11 protein-coding genes are annotated in these 16,572 nt (G+C 61.5%); 6 read left to right on the top strand and 5 right to left on the bottom strand.

Going from position 1 to position 16,572, the window contains the following annotated elements:
• The first annotated feature begins 20 nt into the window (after positions 1-20).
• Positions 21-2,192 (top strand): malate synthase G, encoded by a 2,172-nt coding sequence (locus tag PQQ95_RS32855; RefSeq protein WP_408445563.1) that lies wholly within the window; start codon positions 21-23, stop codon positions 2,190-2,192.
• Between the two features lie 215 nt (positions 2,193-2,407).
• Here PQQ95_RS32855 and galU read toward each other — a convergent pair whose 3' ends face one another.
• Positions 2,408-3,325 (bottom strand): UTP--glucose-1-phosphate uridylyltransferase GalU, encoded by a 918-nt coding sequence (gene galU, locus PQQ95_RS32860; RefSeq protein WP_408445566.1) that lies wholly within the window; start codon positions 3,323-3,325, stop codon positions 2,408-2,410.
• A gap of 308 nt (positions 3,326-3,633) precedes the next feature.
• Positions 3,634-3,777, bottom strand: coding sequence for a hypothetical protein (locus tag PQQ95_RS32865; protein ID WP_165923841.1), 144 nt, complete (start codon positions 3,775-3,777; stop codon positions 3,634-3,636).
• A 251-nt stretch (positions 3,778-4,028) separates the two neighbouring features.
• Between PQQ95_RS32865 and PQQ95_RS32870 the strand changes: the two genes are divergently transcribed.
• Positions 4,029-5,231 (top strand): acyltransferase family protein, encoded by a 1,203-nt coding sequence (locus PQQ95_RS32870; protein ID WP_408445568.1) that lies wholly within the window; start codon positions 4,029-4,031, stop codon positions 5,229-5,231.
• 273 nt (positions 5,232-5,504) lie between these two features.
• On the opposite strand, the gene PQQ95_RS32875 is transcribed toward PQQ95_RS32870, so the two are convergent.
• The 3 genes from PQQ95_RS32875 to PQQ95_RS32885 all read right to left on the bottom strand — a co-directional run bounded on the left by PQQ95_RS32875 (position 5,505) and on the right by PQQ95_RS32885 (position 11,717).
• Entirely contained in the window at positions 5,505-7,952 is a 2,448-nt protein-coding gene (locus PQQ95_RS32875; RefSeq protein ID WP_408445571.1) for a glycosyltransferase family 4 protein, read from the bottom strand.
• The gene (locus PQQ95_RS32880; protein WP_408445574.1) at positions 7,949-9,415 is read right to left on the bottom strand and encodes a flippase; all 1,467 of its coding nucleotides are present in this window, start codon (positions 9,413-9,415) and stop codon (positions 7,949-7,951) included. Before PQQ95_RS32880 ends, PQQ95_RS32875 begins: the two co-directional genes overlap by 4 nt.
• A 100-nt stretch (positions 9,416-9,515) precedes the next feature.
• Complete coding sequence (locus PQQ95_RS32885) at positions 9,516-11,717, bottom strand: NHL repeat-containing protein (RefSeq protein ID WP_408445577.1); 2,202 nt, start codon at positions 11,715-11,717, stop codon at positions 9,516-9,518.
• A 470-nt stretch (positions 11,718-12,187) separates the two neighbouring features.
• On the opposite strand from PQQ95_RS32885, the gene PQQ95_RS32890 reads away from it, so the two are divergent.
• From PQQ95_RS32890 to ppk2, 4 genes are all read left to right on the top strand, one after another.
• Positions 12,188-13,276, top strand: coding sequence for an acyltransferase family protein (locus PQQ95_RS32890; protein WP_408445579.1), 1,089 nt, complete (start codon positions 12,188-12,190; stop codon positions 13,274-13,276).
• A complete protein-coding gene (locus PQQ95_RS32895) occupies positions 13,273-14,004 on the top strand; it encodes an SGNH/GDSL hydrolase family protein (RefSeq protein ID WP_408445581.1) in 732 nt (243 codons plus the stop codon). Before PQQ95_RS32890 ends, PQQ95_RS32895 begins: the two co-directional genes overlap by 4 nt.
• Before the next feature lie 54 nt (positions 14,005-14,058).
• Positions 14,059-15,102 carry a GDP-mannose 4,6-dehydratase gene (gene gmd / locus PQQ95_RS32900; RefSeq protein ID WP_408445584.1) on the top strand — a complete coding sequence of 348 codons (1,044 nt, stop codon included), beginning with the start codon at positions 14,059-14,061 and terminating at the stop codon, positions 15,100-15,102.
• A 356-nt stretch (positions 15,103-15,458) separates the two neighbouring features.
• Positions 15,459-16,514 carry a polyphosphate kinase 2 gene (gene ppk2 / locus PQQ95_RS32905; RefSeq protein ID WP_408445608.1) on the top strand — a complete coding sequence of 352 codons (1,056 nt, stop codon included), beginning with the start codon at positions 15,459-15,461 and terminating at the stop codon, positions 16,512-16,514.
• The last annotated feature ends 58 nt before the right edge of the window (positions 16,515-16,572 follow it).

The following is a 16,572-nucleotide window of genomic DNA, read 5'->3' on the forward strand; positions in this document are numbered from 1 at the left end:
ATTCAAGGATGGAGCAGTCGATGAATCAGATGAACCCGCGCGGTGGACTGCAAGTCGCCGCCAACCTCGACCAGTTCGTCGAAACCGAAGCCCTGCCCGGCACCGGACTCGACAGCGCAGCATTCTGGTCGGGTTTCGACGCCCTCGTGCACGAGCTGGCGCCCAAGAACCGTGCGCTGCTGGCCGAGCGCGACCGCCTGCAAACCGAACTCGACACCTGGCATCGCGCCAATCCAGGTCCGGTGCGTGATCTGCGCGCGTACCGCGCCTTCCTCGAAGGCATCGGGTACATCGTGCCGTCGCCGGCAAGCGTCAAAGCCACGACCGACCACGTGGACACCGAAATCGCCGAACAGGCCGGCCCGCAGCTCGTCGTACCGCTGTCGAATCAGCGCTATGCGCTCAACGCCGCCAACGCGCGCTGGGGCAGCCTGTACGACGCACTGTACGGCACCGACGCGATCCCCGAGACCAACGGCGCCGAAAAGCAGAAGGCCTTCAATCCGGCGCGCGGCGCCGCGGTGATCGCTTATGCCCGCAAGTTTCTCGACGAAGCCGCCCCGCTCGCGAACGGCTCGCACGTCGACGCCACGCTGTATAGCGTCGAAGGCGGCAAGCTGGTCGTCACGCTGAAGAACGGCAAGACCGAACTGAAAACGCCGGCGCAGTTCATCGGCTATCAGGGCGAGGCGAGCACGCCGTCCGCCGTGCTGTTGAAGCACAACGGCCTGCACTTCGAAATCCAGATCGACGCGAACGATTCGATCGGCAAGACCGATTCGGCGCACGTGAAGGACGTGCTGGTCGAAGCAGCGGTGAGCACGATCATCGACTGTGAAGACTCGGTTGCAGCAGTGGATGCGGACGACAAGGTGCAGCTCTATCGCAACTGGCTCGGCCTGATGAACGGCACCCTGACGGAAGAAGTCACGAAGGGCGGCAAGACCTTCACGCGCCGTCTGAACGCCGATCGCGAGTACACCGGCGCGGATGGCAAGCCCGTCAAGCTGCATGGCCGCTCGCTGCTGTTCATCCGCAACGTCGGTCATTTGATGACGAATCCGGCGGTGTTGACGAAAGACGGCCAGGAGATTCCGGAAGGCATTCTCGACGCCGTCATCACCACGCTGTGCGCGCTGCACGACCGCCAGCACAAGCTGAATTCACGCACCGGCTCGATCTATATCGTGAAGCCGAAAATGCACGGTCCGGCCGAAGTCGCATTCGCGAGCGAGGTGTTCGCGCGCGTCGAAGACCTGCTGAAGCTGCCGCGCAACACGATCAAGATGGGCATCATGGACGAGGAGCGCCGCACCAGCGTCAACCTGCTCGCCTGCATCGGCGAAGCGTCCGAGCGCGTTGCGTTCATCAACACGGGTTTCCTCGACCGCACCGGCGACGAAATGCATACGGCGATGGAAGCCGGCCCGATGATGCGCAAGGGCGACATGAAGTCGAGCGCATGGATTACCGCGTACGAGCGCAGCAACGTGCTGGCCGGTTTGAGCGCGGGCCTGCGCGGCCGCTCGCAGATCGGCAAGGGCATGTGGGCGATGCCCGATCTGATGCACGCCATGCTCGAACAGAAGATCGCGCATCCGAAGGCCGGTGCGAACACCGCCTGGGTCCCCTCGCCGACCGCCGCGACGCTGCATGCGCTGCATTATCACCAGGTCGACGTGCAAGCGGTTCAGCAGGAACTCGAACGCACGGATTACGCGAAGGTGCGTGACGAACTGCTCGACGGCCTGCTGACGATTCCGGTCGTCGCCAAGGCGAAGTGGAACGCGGACGAGATCCGCAGCGAAGTCGAGAACAACGCGCAAGGCATTCTCGGCTACGTGGTGCGCTGGGTCGATCAGGGCGTGGGCTGCTCGAAGGTGCCGGACATTCACAACGTCGGTCTGATGGAAGACCGTGCAACGCTGCGTATCTCCAGCCAGCACATTGCGAACTGGCTGCATCACGGCGTCGTGACGCGCGAACTGGTCGAAGAAACCTTCAAGCGGATGGCGAAGGTGGTCGACGAGCAGAACGCGGGCGACCCGCACTATCAGCCGATGGCGCCGGGCTTCGACACGCTGGCGTTCAAGGCCGCGCAGGCGCTGGTGTTCGAAGGACGTGCACAACCGAGCGGCTATACGGAACCGTTGCTGCATAAGTTCCGGCTCGAAGTGAAGAAGGCGCAGTAAGGGCTTTTTGGGGCGGGGCTCGGGTATCAGGCACGATCTGTCGGGTTCGCCTGGGTTCCAGTCGCAACTAAGCTGCAACTAGGCTGCGACCAAGCCGCAACCAAGCTCTAAGCCAGGCCGGAAAGAAAGACGGGCACCGCGTGATGTGGCGCCCGTTTTAATTTGCGCGGTAGTGCTGCGCGTTGCTTCTGCGTGAAGCGTTCGTCTCTTACACCTTAAGCCGCTTCGGCCGTATATTGCGCCGGCACATTGGCTGGCATATTCGCCTGCATATACGTTTGCAAATACGCTTCGAACTCCGCCTTCACTTCCGGATGACGCAGCGCGAATTCCACCGTCGCCTTCAGATAGCCCAGCTTGCTGCCGCAATCGAAGCGTGTGCCGAAGTAGCGGTACGCGAGCACCTGCTCTTCAGTCAGCAGCGATTGCACCGCGTCGGTCAATTGCAACTCACCGCCCGCGCCCGGCTTGAGCGCGCGGATATGCTTGAAGATAGTCGGCATCAGCACGTAGCGGCCTACCACGCCGAGGTTCGACGGCGCCTTGTCCGGCGCCGGCTTTTCGACGATGCCCGACAGCTTGATCACATTGTCTTCCCACTCGCGGCCATCCACGACGCCGTACGAGCGGCTGTCTTCGCGCGCGATGGTTTCGACGCCAATCACCGAGCTGTGATAGTGATTGAACGTGTCGACGAGCTGGCTCATCACCGGCTTCGAGCTATGCAGTAAATCGTCAGCCAGAATCACGGCGAACGGACTGTCGCCCACCAGTTTCTCGGCGCACAGCACCGCGTGACCCAGACCGAGCGCTTCGGCCTGCCGCACATAGAAACAATCGACATTGGCCGGCTTGATGCTGCGCACGAGGTCGAGCAGCTTCTGTTTGTTGCGCGCTTCGAGTTCCGCTTCGATCTCGTAGGACTTGTCGAAATGATCTTCGATAGCGCGCTTGCTGCGGCCCGTCACGAAGATCATTTCAGTGATGCCGGCAGCAATCGCTTCTTCAACCGCGTACTGAATCAGCGGCTTGTCGACGATCGGCAGCATTTCCTTGGGACTTGCTTTGGTAGCCGGCAAAAATCGTGTCCCGAGGCCCGCTACGGGAAACACGGCTTTGGTGACTTTCAGCATGGTAGGCATTCCCACATCGGTTAGAAATTAGTGTGTGTTCGCGGGCCTCGCGGCCACTCGATGTCGCCGAAAAGACTAACAAAAAAATTAATCTATTTCAGGCGTGAATTTTGTTCAATTTCAGTAAATAAATCGATTGGCTTTCGATATGCCAGATCGTGGAATAAATCAGGAAACAATTACGTCCCGGCATCGAATTATTTTCGGAAATTCCGAAAATTTTACATATCCGGCGAAGACGGTCGCGGGGTGCCTCAAGCGGCTCCGAACGCGGATCGTGGAAGCGCCCGAGCGCTTCCAGACACCGATCATTCGTTCTCGTCGAGTTGGGGAAGCTTGCCCGGGTTCATGCGGAAACGGCGGATCGGCTCGTTGCGCAGCGCCTCCCGGTAGGCGGAGGCGGCGACAAGGATCAACAGCACGGCAATGCCGGCGAGTAAATGCAGGTTCATGACTTCACCTCTGGTCAGAGAATCCGTGTCTTAAATTAGCACAACAAAACCGGCAAATAATTCGATGTAGCAAGTGCTTATGCGTAATTACAATTCGTCACAAAATCGCCATTTCATTCGATTCATCACGCAATTTTTTATCGATTTTTTACCTCCGCAGTGCACTAGCATGTGATGCACCGCGGGCGCGCCATAGAATAAGCGGGCGCCCCCGGGAATAAGCTTTTCTTCCTTCAGAATAAGGATCGCGCATGAGCGACTCAGCACTGGATGCCGCCGGCTCATCCCTGCCCCTTTCCCCGTCACGACCGGCTGCCGCGCCGCGCACGCAGAGCGAAGCGCGCGCCGACAGCGCCGGCAAGGAACATGTCATCGACGCCATGCGGGGCTTTGCCGCGCTGCTGGTCGCGTATTTTCATTGCCGCCAGGTGGAATGGGTCGGCATGCAGGCTTTTCACCAAAGCGTTGGCCACACATTCAGTCTGAGCACGCTTGCCGCCTATCTGACGTTCCCGATTGCGTGGGGTTCGGCCGGTGTGCCGATTTTCTTCGTGATCAGCGGCTACTGCATTCATCGCGGCGGCGCGCTACGTCTGGCAAAAAATCCCGACTACCGGCTCGACACCAGCAATTTCTGGATGCGCCGTTTCGCACGCATTTATCCGGTGCTGCTTGCGGCGCTCGTGCTGACTTTTGCACTCGACTGGGTCAGCCTGCAATTGCCGCCGGTCAATCACAAGATCCGCGAGATTGGGCTGCAGGCATTTCTCGTCAATCTGTTTTCGCTGCAAGGCGTGGCCGGCAAGACGTTCGGGTCGAACGGCGCGCTCTGGACCCTTTCGCTCGAAGTGCAGTTCTACGCGATCTATCCGCTGCTATTCGCGCTGCGCCGGCGTCTGGGCATGACCTCCGTGCTGGCAATCGTCGCGGTGATCAACGTCGTGTCCGCGTATGGGCTCGAACGCCACGATATCCAGTTCTTCACGTCCTATTGGTTTTCGTGGATGCTCGGCGCATGGATCGCCGACGCGAAGGCGCATCGCGCGCCGGATGCGCGCTCCTCGGCGTGGCTCTACGTGCTGGCCGCGGCGTTCATCGCGCTCGGCTGCGCGGCGTTCCATTTCGGCCAGTATGGCGCGTTCCAGTTATGGGCCGTCGGTTTCGCGTTCTACCTGTACAAGGCGCTGGAGCGCCGCCATGCCGACACGCCCGGCGTGCGCCTCCTGTCGCGTTTCGGCGACTTCAGCTTTTCGCTGTACCTGATCCATTTGCCGATCTTCGTGCTGCTCTCGTCGATCCTGTTCCGCTCGTCGCTGCAGATGTCGATCTGGCCGTCGTTCGGCTACATGCTGGTGGCGGTGCCGATGGCTTACGTGTTTTACCGGCTGGTCGAACTGCCGGCGATGAAGTGGTCGGCGAGTTTTAAGTCGAAGCGTGGCGTGAAGGCCGCCTGAGAGCGATGCAGCAAGAAGGTCGGGGAAACACCATGTTCCGTTCAGAAACAGGTTTCTCCTTCGACAACGAGAGCAAGGCGTGCCGCTGCGAGCACGTTGTGCAACCCGGTTGCATAGGCGGCGCACGGTGCGAAAAAAACGGAGCGGAAGTCCGTGGGACTTTCGCTCCGTTGCGCTAACGACAGAGACTGGCCGAATCCCTGCCTACTCTCGCGTTAAATCACCGCACTCCATCATCCGTCTGACAGCCCACATAAACCCCATAGCGCTCTCTTAGCGCCCCGCCACGCGCTTCAGAATCCGCTCGACACCTTCCACATACGTCGCCGTCCCGAACCGGCTCAACGCGGTCTGATAACCGTTCCTGACCAGCCTGTTACGCAGATCGTCGTTCGAGCGCAACTCAGCCAGCGTATCGGCGAGACCATGCGCGTCGCCAGGCGTGCATAGCACGCCGTTTTCGTAATCGTCGATGATCTCCAGCACGCCGCCCGCGCGTGCCGCCACGACCGGCCGCTGCGCCAGCATTCCCTCGACGATCACGCGACCGAACGGCTCCGGCGTAATCGACGTGTGAACGACCGCATCGACCGCGCACATGCAAGCCGGAATATCGTGCTGGAAGCCGAGAAAATGCACTCGGTTGCCCAGGTTGTGCGCGGCGACGAAGGCGTGCAGTTCGATTTCGTACGCGTCCTCGCCGAATAGCGGCGCGCCCACCAGCACCGCATGCATCTGCGGATTGAGGACCATCGCTTCGAGCAGCACGTGTTGCCCCTTCCAGCGCGCGAGGCGGCTGAACGAGCCGACCAGAAACGCCTCTTGCGGCAGCTTCAGGCGCTGGCGCAGCGTCGCTTGCGGGACCGTGCGCAACGCGTCGAACGGGGTCGCGGAAATACCGTTGAACACCACGTCGATACGTTTTTTGTCGAAATGCGTGAGTTCCGCGAAAGCACGCGCGGACGCCGCCGAATTGGCGATCACGTGCGTGAGACCGAGGCGCGCGCACCACTTGATGATCGCCAGCTGCTTGCCGCCGAAATGCTCGGGACTCACGATATCGCGCAGATGCCAGACCACCGGCCGCCTCGCGAGCTTGCCGGCAATCGCGCCGATCACCATCGCACGCTGCGTGTTCGCGTAGATCACTTCGGCGTCACGCGCGCGTTTCGCGGTAGCACGCACGAGCGACAGCAAGCCCTTGAGCGCCTGGCCCTTCGGCAACGACCCACCTTGCTTGCGCACATTGCGCAATGCGCCGGCGTCCAGCACGTTGACGGTCACGCCGGTTTTCGCCAGCGCGGTGTGGAACGGACCGTCGTCGAACAGCACGACTTCGATGCGCGAGCGCAAAGCCTTGACGATTTCCAGCAGCGATAACTCCGCACCGCCAAGCACGCCGCTCTGGTCGACCGCGAGAATGCGCGGCGCATTGGCGCCTGGTTCTGCTTTGTAGGGGACATACGGGGGCAGCGTCGCCGAGCGCAATGCCGGCACCGAAGCCCGCACGTGAGCGAAGAAACGTTCGCGGAAATGAGCAGCCGAAAACTGCTCGGCGTTCGCGCGGCAATCCACCGGCGAAAAACGCTTCACGTGGCCGTCGAAACGCTCGACCGCCGCGACGATCGACTCAACGTCCTGCTCGTCGAAGAACATGCCGGTAGGCCGCGGCTCCGACAGATCGCGCACGGTTTCAAGCGCCCCACCCTTGCCGTAGGCAATGACCGGCGTGCCGCATGCCTGCGCTTCGACCACTGAAATGCCGAAGTCTTCTTCCGCGGCGAACACGAAAGCCTTCGCGCGGCTCATTTTTTCCTTGAGCACCTTGAACGGCTGATAACCCATGATCTCGACATTCGGCCCCGCCTTCGCGCGGATCTTCTGCATGTCGGGGCCGTCGCCAATCACGATCAGCTTGCGCTCGGGCATTCGCGCGAACGCCTCGACGATCAGATCGATCTTCTTGTACGGCACCATCCGCGAGGCGGTCAGGTAGAAATCATCCTTCTCGGTGCACAGCGCAAACGCTTCGACATCGACGGGCGGAAAGATCACCCGGGCTTCACGCTGATAAACCTTCCTGATCCGCCGCGCGATGAAGTCGGAGTTCGCAACAAAGCCGTCCACCGAATTCGACGTGCGGATATCCCAGTTGCGGATGTAGTGCAGAATCAGCCGCGCCATGGCCGACTTCGGCCCGGCGGTCAGTTTCGACTGCTGCAGGTACTGGTGCTGCAAGTCCCATGCATAGCGGATCGGCGAATGCACATAGCTGATATGCACCTGGTCGGGGCCGGTGAGAATCCCTTTTGCAACGGCGTGGCTGCTCGATATCACCACGTCGTAAGCCGACACGTCGAGCTGCTCGATCGCGAGCGGCATCAACGGCAGATACGCGCGGTACCTGGTGCGTGCGCGCGGCAGTTTCTGGATGAACGAGGTCGTAACCGGCTTGCCGCGCAGAAAGCTGCGGTCGTCGAGAAAATCGACGAGGCTGAACAGGTCCGCGTCCGGAAAGCACGCGACGATCTGCTCGAGCACTTTCTCGGCGCCCGCATAGGTGACGAGCCAGTCGTGCACGATCGCGACACGCACCGTCTTGTCGCTGCGCAACGCCGAGCGGCGCGACGGCGCCTGAACACCGGGAACGGTGGTGAGTTCAGCCAGTGCGCTGCGCGTCGCGGGTTGCAGCACGGCTTCTTCAAGGACTTCGTGGTTCATGCGCTTTTCCTCGGATTCAGTCGCAACAGCAGTGAACGCGCAAGATCGCGCAAAGCGGGTGTCATCGTGATCGACCAGGCAACGTTCGCGCCGACCATCAACAGGCCGGCGACGATTGCAAGAGCGAGACCTGGCAGGAAGCTGGCAAGCCACAGGCTGGCCAGCAGAAAAACGAGGTGGGCGAGCATGTCGAGCGTGATCTGGCGGGCGTGGATCGCCGACAGCCGCAGTAGCACGGCGTAGTCGAAGAGCGCCCGGCCGGCCACGGCCATCGCAGCGCCGGTCAACCCGAAATGCGCAATGCCGAGCCACAATGCCCCTGCAAACAAGGGCAATTCGAACAAGCCGACGCGCGCGGCGGTGGCCGGGTTGACCTGTGACTGAATCAGAATCCGCGTGACGTTCGCCTGGCCGACCAACCACACGGCGACGATCATGATCCGGCCCACCGGTGCGGCCACGGTGGCAATTTCATTACCGACCCACAGATGCAAAAACGGCTCGAGCACCAGCATCGCGACCAGTGCGACCGGCGTGAACACACCGTTGAGAAATTCGAGCGACTGCTGCGTGATGGTGTCCGCATCCGCGCGGCCCACGGCCGAGAGCCTTGGAAACAGCGTGCGCACCAGTGCGGTCGGCACGATATTCAGGCGCGTCACGAGGTTCTGCGGCACGGTGTAGTACGTGACGAAACGCGCGCCGAGACTCGTACCGAGCATCACACGGTCGAGCGATTCGGCGATCATGTTGGTGACGCTCGCAATCAGCATCCAGCCGCCGAAGTTGAAGAGTCCCTTCGCCACGCCGAGTTGCGGCGGAAGAATGCTGCGAATCTCCAGCACCTTCAGCGCGGAGCGGCCCAGCAGAATCGCCGCGAGAATGCGGGCGAATACCGCGGCGGCGAGCACGTTCTGCAAGGTCGCGCCCAGCCACAGCGCGGCGCCGAGCGGCAGCAACTGGAACAGAAAGGTGCCGATGGTCTGATTGGTGTTGTAGACGCCAAAGCGTTCCGCGCCGTTGATCGCCCCGGCGAACACCCACGACACATTGGCAATCGGAATCGCCACCGCGAGCCACGGCAGCGCCATATAGACTTCATGCTGCAGTTCGGGCGACACCTTGGTGAAATACGCGGTGTACAGAAACGCGCCGAAATAGATGATCAGGCCGCCGATCACACCGGTCGCGAGATTGAGCCACGTCGCGCTCCAGAACACGCGCGCGCTCTCGCCCTTGTCGCCCGAAGCACGTGCCTTCGAGATGTGGTTCTGCGCGGCCATGCTCATGCCGAGATCGAGAATCCCGAAGTAGCCGATCAAGGTCCACACGAGACTGATCACGCCGTAGCGCTCGACGCCGAGCAGCTTGATATACGACGGCACGGTCACGAGCGAGACGAAAGTCGGCAATACCAGCCCGAAGAAGTTGATCGCTACGTTCTTGAGAATACCTTTGTCCATCGGATGCCTTGGGTTTGACTACATTTGCGTGGCGCTTTTGCGTGGCGTTTTTGCCTGGCGCGTTTGCCTGATATTGCGAATAAAACGGCCCCACACCGCGTCACGGTTTCCAGCGATACATCATCACTTTCCCGCGTGCGTCCTCTTCGACGAACACGAGGTACTCGCCATTGCTGCGTTTCGCGGCGCTGATGCCGTTTGGCACATCGACCCAGCCCGACGCACCACCGACTTCCGGACCCGGACGGATCACCCCAAGCTCCTTGCCGCTGTCCTTGTCCCACACGTGCACCGCGCCGACCGGCTCGACGCCGAAGAGGTATTGCCCTTCAACCGTGAGGCCGATGATCGTGGCGATAGGTTTGGTCTGCGTGGTCCACGGCAGCGTGATCGAATAGCGCTGCACCGGATTGCCGCTCGACCATTTGTCGTAGCGCACCAGCACGCGGCCCACTTCTTTCCAGAAGCCGCGATCCACCGGCGTATCGGGCGTATAGCCGGTCACATACATCGTGTCGGTGCCGGGCTCGTAGATCGCGCGATGGAGCTCGGTGAACGGTGGCGGCACCGGGTACTGCGTCAGGTTCGAATACGCATAGATGGGGTTGCCCTTCGCATCGAGTCCACCGAAACGGAAGCGGTAGATGCCCTTGTTGTCGCGGGTGCGCCAGATGTCGCCGGCGCTGTCGACCCACCAGCCCCAACCGCCCGCGAGTTTCGTGCCGCTCGTGTTGAGCGTGAATTCGTCCGTGTTGAACTTGCCGTCGCCATTCACGTCGCGCCAGATCCAGTCGCCGCCCGGCGGCGCATTCGGCACCTTGGCGACCGCGCGCTCACGCCCGGCGATGAAGCCCGAAGGAATCGCCGTCTCGCCGTCGTGCTGCGGGTCGAAGCGATAGATCTTCAGGTGGTCCGCGTACATGTCGGTCAGGTACAGGAACGTGTGTCCCTTGAGCTTGCGAGCGATCGGCAATCCGGGATATTGGTCGGTGTGAAAGACCGGGTCGTCGGGATACTTGAAGCGATTCGACAGAAAACCCGCGTATTTCCAGTCCTGTCCTGCAGGCTTCGACAAATCGAGGTCGAAGCGTTTGTTGCCGGTATAGACGCTGTCCGGACGTGACGGATCGATCCATGCGCCGTCGACGAACAACAAACCTTGCACCTGCCAGTTCTGTTTGCCATCCGGCGCATAGCTTTCGAGCGTGGCGCCGAGGCCCGCGCCGATCGGGTCGTAACGCGGTCCGATGCCGTTGGTCGACACATAGACGTTGCCGCGTGCATCCACGCCCACGCCGGTCAGGCCGTTGAAGCGCTGTGGGCCTGGCTTGCCAGGCGTGCCGCTGAAAATGCCGCCGCGCTCGCCGAGCGAGCCCGACTCCGCATAACGGCCATTGCTCCTGCTGAAAAACAGCACCTGTTGGCGCGGTCCGTTGTCGGCGATCAGAACGCGGCCTTGTGCATCCAATGCGATATCGACCGCGACCGTATCGGCGGGCAACGCAAACGCGTCGTCGATGCGCTTGCCCGCGGCGGTGTAGTGCTCCACATGCGGCGCCTTATCGCTGCGCGTGCCGCTCAACACCCAGAGCGTGCCGTCAGGGGCCAGCGCAATGCGGCCGGGCTCGTGCACGGTCCAGGTCGTTTTCTGCTGCATCGATTCCGCGTCATACACCTCGATGCGATCGCGCGCCGTGTTCGCCGCGTAAAGCGTGGTGTCGTTCGCCGCCAACCCGCCGATTTCAGCGCTCGTGCCGGCCGGCACTTCGTTCATCATCAGAAAGCCCGCTGCCAGTTGCGCATGCGGGTCGGCGCTTTTTGCGGCCGGCTGAAATGGCGCGGCACGCTTCGGATCGGCGATCTGCCGACGCGAAATGCCGAACCATTGCTTGCCTTTCTCCGGCCACACCCCCTGCTCGACCAGATGCCCCTTCTCGTTACCGACCGTGATCGCCACGAAGGCGTACTTACGATTCACCGCGATCGCGCTGCCGCCGCCATTGCCCCAGCCGTGCGTGCCACCCGCGAAGCCCAGCATCTTGCCGTTCTGGTAGACGCTCGCTTCGGCGCCGCTTTCGTCCCATGGCGCGTTTGTATAGACCTTGCCGTCGGGCGCGACCGCAATGGCGGTGATGTTGATTTGCGCCCACGTGCCGTCGCCGAAACCGAAGGTGTTGCCAATCCAGGAATTTTTCGCGTTCAACACGGTTTCCGCGGATGCCGTGAAGCTGACCGATGCCGCCGTCATTCCGGCCGCATAGGTGAATACAGCAATCCAGGTTTTGAACGTGAAACGCGCCAAAGTTATTCCTCCAATCCGGGCCGTGCCGCGCCCGGGCAACGGACCCGCACGGCACGGCTCACATTACGCGGAAAGAATGCCGTGACGAAAATCGAAAATAATTCAAAAATATTCGGCGCTTTAAGCGTTGTGAAAGAAAATGATTTAAAAATAGATTAAATAGAAATGGCGCTGAAGGCGGCTTCCCGCCGTGCCTTTGCGTCCCATCCTTACCGATGAAGCCCGATTCCGGCTGCACTTCTTACGGATTACGACAACCACAAGACATACGCATAAAAATCTATTGAGAATGGGTAACGAAACACCTTGTTGCAATCTGATTCATTTATCCATTTCATTCCCGTTTTTTCATCAATTTATTTTCCCTAGAATCGAATGCACTTCCGTTGCGATGCGAAGCGAGCACGCTGTTGCTCTCAAACCCCGTTCCCGCTTCGCCCGGCCCATCCGCTTCACTCCATGGACGGTTCATGACTGCTAGCGCACTGCCCTTAGCGCCTTCTCACTCTCGCCGCATCGTGCAGCTCGACGGCTTGCGCGCGATCGCCGTGCTCGCGGTATTTGCCCAGCACGCCCTGAAGGCGCCGCTGTGGATGGGCGTCGATCTGTTTTTTGTTTTGAGCGGTTTTCTGATTACCGGCATCCTGCTCGAGCGCAAGGCGCGCCAGCAGTCGTATTTCGGTTATTTCTATGCGCGCCGGGCGCGGCGCATCCTGCCGCCTTATCTGTTGCTGATGGTGGTGTCGTCGATTCTGTTCGGCTTCGGCTGGGCGCAGCACTGGCAGTGGTATGCGTTCTTCGCGACCAATATCGGCGAGGCGCTCAATCAAAGCGGTCACGACAGCCTGAATGTGCTGTGGTCGCTGGCGGTCGAAGAGCAGTTCTATATCTTCTGGCCGTTCGTAATCCTGCTGCTGCCCGAGCGCGTACTCGGATACGTGGCGGCCGCGTTGATCGTGCTGGTGCCGGTACTGCGCGCGGTCGCCACGCCCTGGTTCGATTCGTTCTGGCCCATCTATTACCTGACGCCGTTCCGCATGGACCTGCTGGCGGCCGGCGCGCTGCTCGCCGTCGCCGTGCGGCGCGATCGCAATGCACTCGAACCGTTCAAGGGCCTCGCGGTGCTCGGTTTTTTTGCCGCACTCGCCGTGCTAGCCTGGTTGCATCTGCACTATCCGCGGTTCCGGGCGGCCAATACGCCGCTATCGAACGCCGCGCTCTACAGCGTTTCGCTGGTGCTTTGCACTTCGGTCGTGGTCATCGCCCTGCAAAGCAAGGGCATCGTCAAACGGTTGCTGTGCAACCCCGTGCTGGTCTATATCGGCACCATTAGCTACACGATCTATCTGATCCACCTGAGCGTGCTGTACACGCTGTGGCCGCTGCATCTGAACCGCTATCTGACGGCAGCGCTGGCGCTCGCGATCACCCTCGCCTACGCCAGCATCACGTGGTTCGCGTTCGAAAAACGGTTGATCTTCGGCTCGGCGGGCAAAGCCCATGCGTCCGCCGGCAGCGTGTCAGGGGGCGCGTCGCAAGCGCCGCAAAGCCGCGCATGAGGCGCCGCGCGTGGCTCACCGCGGGCGTGTCGGCCGCTGCGTCGATGCTGGTTTTACTGGCAGTGGATGCGCACGCCGGCAATCCAGCATCGCAGGTGCTGGTGGACGCCTACGGCGATTCGACCACGCTCGGCATTACATGCAGCAACGGCCGCTGTGGACCGCAGCCGCAAAACGCCGTGTCCTATTTGCAGGACGAATTACAAGCCCGGTACGGCCAACGGGTGCGCGTCACGAACTACGGTGTGGGCGGCACGACGGCGACCCAGTTGCGCGACGGCACCGGCAACCGCCGCGCCGGTCCGACTGCCGGTCTGCCGTGGCAGGAACGGCTCGCCGCTTCCTCCGCGCAGATCGTGTTGATCAATTACGGCATTAACGAAGTGATGCAGAACCAGACGCCCGAGCAGTTCTACGCGGCCGAAACGGCGCTCGTGAAAACCGCGCGCGCCCTCGGCAAAGAGCCGGTTCTGCAAACCTCGAACCCGATGCCCGACAACCGCCTCAACGCGCGGCTCGCCGCGATGGTCGCAATGACGCGCCGCGTGGCCGCCGAACAGCAGGTGCCGCTCGTCGATCAGTTCGCGGCCATCAGCAATTTACCGGACTGGAAGACGCAGATGTCCGACGGCGCGCATCCCAAGCCGGATTTGTACCGGCTCAAGGCGGAACAGGATTTTCGGGTCGTCGATCCGCTGGTGCGGCGACTGCTGGACGGCACGCTTTGACGCTCCTTTTCACGTGCACTTCTCTTTCTCTTTTACCAATATCGAAGGCAAGCTATGAGCCAACCACGCAAAGCGATCATCACCGGCGTATCCGGACAGGACGGCGCCTATCTGACCAAACTGCTGCTCGACAAGGGCTACCACGTGACCGGCACTTACCGGCGCACGAGTTCGGTCAACTTCTGGCGCATTCGTGAGCTGGGCGTCCTCGATCATCCGAATCTGCGTCTGGTCGAGCACGATCTGACCGATCTCGGCTCGACGCTGCGCCTGCTCGAAAGCGCGCAAGCCGACGAGTTGTACAACCTCGCGGCGCAAAGCTTCGTGGGTGTCTCGTTCGACCAGCCCGTGACGACCGCCGAAGTGACCGGCATCGGCGCGTTGAATCTGCTCGAAGGCATTCGCATTCTGAATCCGAAGACCCGTTTCTATCAGGCGTCGACGTCGGAAATGTTCGGCCTCGTGCAGGCCGTGCCGCAACGCGAGGACACGCCTTTCTATCCGCGCAGCCCGTATGGCGTCGCCAAACTGTTTGCGCACTGGTCGACTATCAACTATCGCGAGTCGTACAACCTGTTCGCGAGCAGCGGGATTCTGTTCAATCACGAATCGCCGCTACGCGGCCGCGAATTCGTCACCCGCAAGATCACGGACACTGTCGCGAAGATCAAGCTCGGCAAACAGGACGTGCTGGAACTGGGCAACCTGAGCGCCAAGCGCGACTGGGGTTTCGCACTGGAATACGTGGAAGGCATGTGGCGCATGCTGCAAGCCGATGAACCCGACACCTTCGTGCTCGCCACCGGCCGCACCGAGACGGTCCGCGACTTCGTGCGCATGGCGTTCGCCGCGGCGGGCTATCAGCTCGAATGGTCGGGCAAGGAAGAGCGCGAGACCGGTATCGACGTCGCCACCGGCAAAACGCTGGTGCGCGTGAACCCGAAGTTCTACCGTCCGGCTGAAGTGGATCTGCTGATCGGTTGCGCGGACAAGGCGCACGAGAAGCTCGGCTGGAAGCCGGAAACCACGCTTGAACAACTGTGCCACATGATGGTTCACGCGGACCTCGGCCGGAACGAGCATCACGAGACGTTCTGATTCGACGTGGCGACGGCGGCCGCACGAGCGGTCGCCGTCTCATCTGTGCTCATGCGCTCGCCTTCCCCAGGCGAGCCGAAAAGAGGTAAGCCTGATCGCAATGATTCAGGTCAATGCTGCCAATACCTGGTAGTGCAAAAATAGCCGTTCAGCGGTCGCGTCCGCGCTGGTCTGTTTTGGTCAGCGTCAACGCACAGATATGCACCTTCTATGAGGAATCCCCCATCTTGACATCCCAGCAGGACAAAATCCGCCAACGCGCACCCGCGCCTCAGCTCGTCAGCCACGGCGACGTCGCCGTCAACATTCGCGACGCTGCCCGTGACGACTCGCAAACCGACTCGCCTGGCGACTTCATCAGTGCAGCCGCGGCGCGCGCCAATCAGGCAGCGCGGGCCGCCGAGCGCAGCGAAACCAGCCGCTCGGTGGAAGCCGCCAACGCCTTTATCGTGAACGGTATGGAAAGCGTGCTCGCGGGGCAAACCCAAACCGAACGCGAACCGGGTGGTGTAATAAGCACCATCAAGACACTGCTGGACGGCCTCTCGCCCGACGAAGCGAAGGCGCTACGCATGCAATTGCTCGAAGGCAATCCTGCCACCTGGCATGCGGGCGCCGTGCGCCATCCAGACGACGAACTGTCGCCGGCGCTGCGCGAAGGCGGCTATCCGTACCGCAATCTGATGTCCCGCCGCGCGTACGAAAAGCAGAAATATCGCTTGCAGGTCGAATTGCTGAAGTTGCAGGCCTGGGTGCGGGAAACGGGGCAGCGCGTCGTGATCCTGTTCGAAGGCCGCGACGCGGCGGGCAAAGGCGGCACGATCAAACGCTTCATGGAGCATCTGAATCCACGCGGCGCGCGGGTCGTCGCGCTGGAAAAGCCGAGCGAGTCGGAACGCGGCCAATGGTACTTTCAGCGCTACGTCCAGCATCTGCCCACCGCGGGTGAGATCGTGCTGTTCGACCGCTCGTGGTACAACCGCGCCGGCGTCGAACGGGTCATGGGATTCTGTTCGCCGCAGGAGTATGGCGATTTTATGCAGCAAGTGCCCGAGTTCGAGCGGCACCTTGCGCGCAGCGGCACGCATATCGTCAAGTTCTGGTTCTCGGTAAGCCGTGAAGAACAGCGCCGCCGCTTCAAGGAACGGGAGGTTCATCCGCTCAAGCAATGGAAGCTGAGCCCCGTCGACCTCGCCTCGCTCGACAAATGGGACGAATACACTCAGGCCAAAGAGGCGATGTTCGCGCAAACCGATACGGCCGACGCGCCGTGGGCCGTGATCCGCTCCGATTGCAAGAAGCGCGCGCGGCTCAATGCCATGCGCTACGTGCTGCATAAGCTGCCGTATGCGAATCGCGACGCCGAGGCGGTCGGCGTGGTGGACCCGCTGATCGTCGGGCGCGCGATGTAACGCCGGCGTGGTTGCGGCAGGTATCACAAGCCGCAAACAAGCCGCAAACGCGCCGGGT

Source organism: Paraburkholderia caffeinilytica (assembly GCF_046030355.1).
GTDB classification, from domain to species: domain Bacteria; phylum Pseudomonadota; class Gammaproteobacteria; order Burkholderiales; family Burkholderiaceae; genus Paraburkholderia; species Paraburkholderia caffeinilytica_B.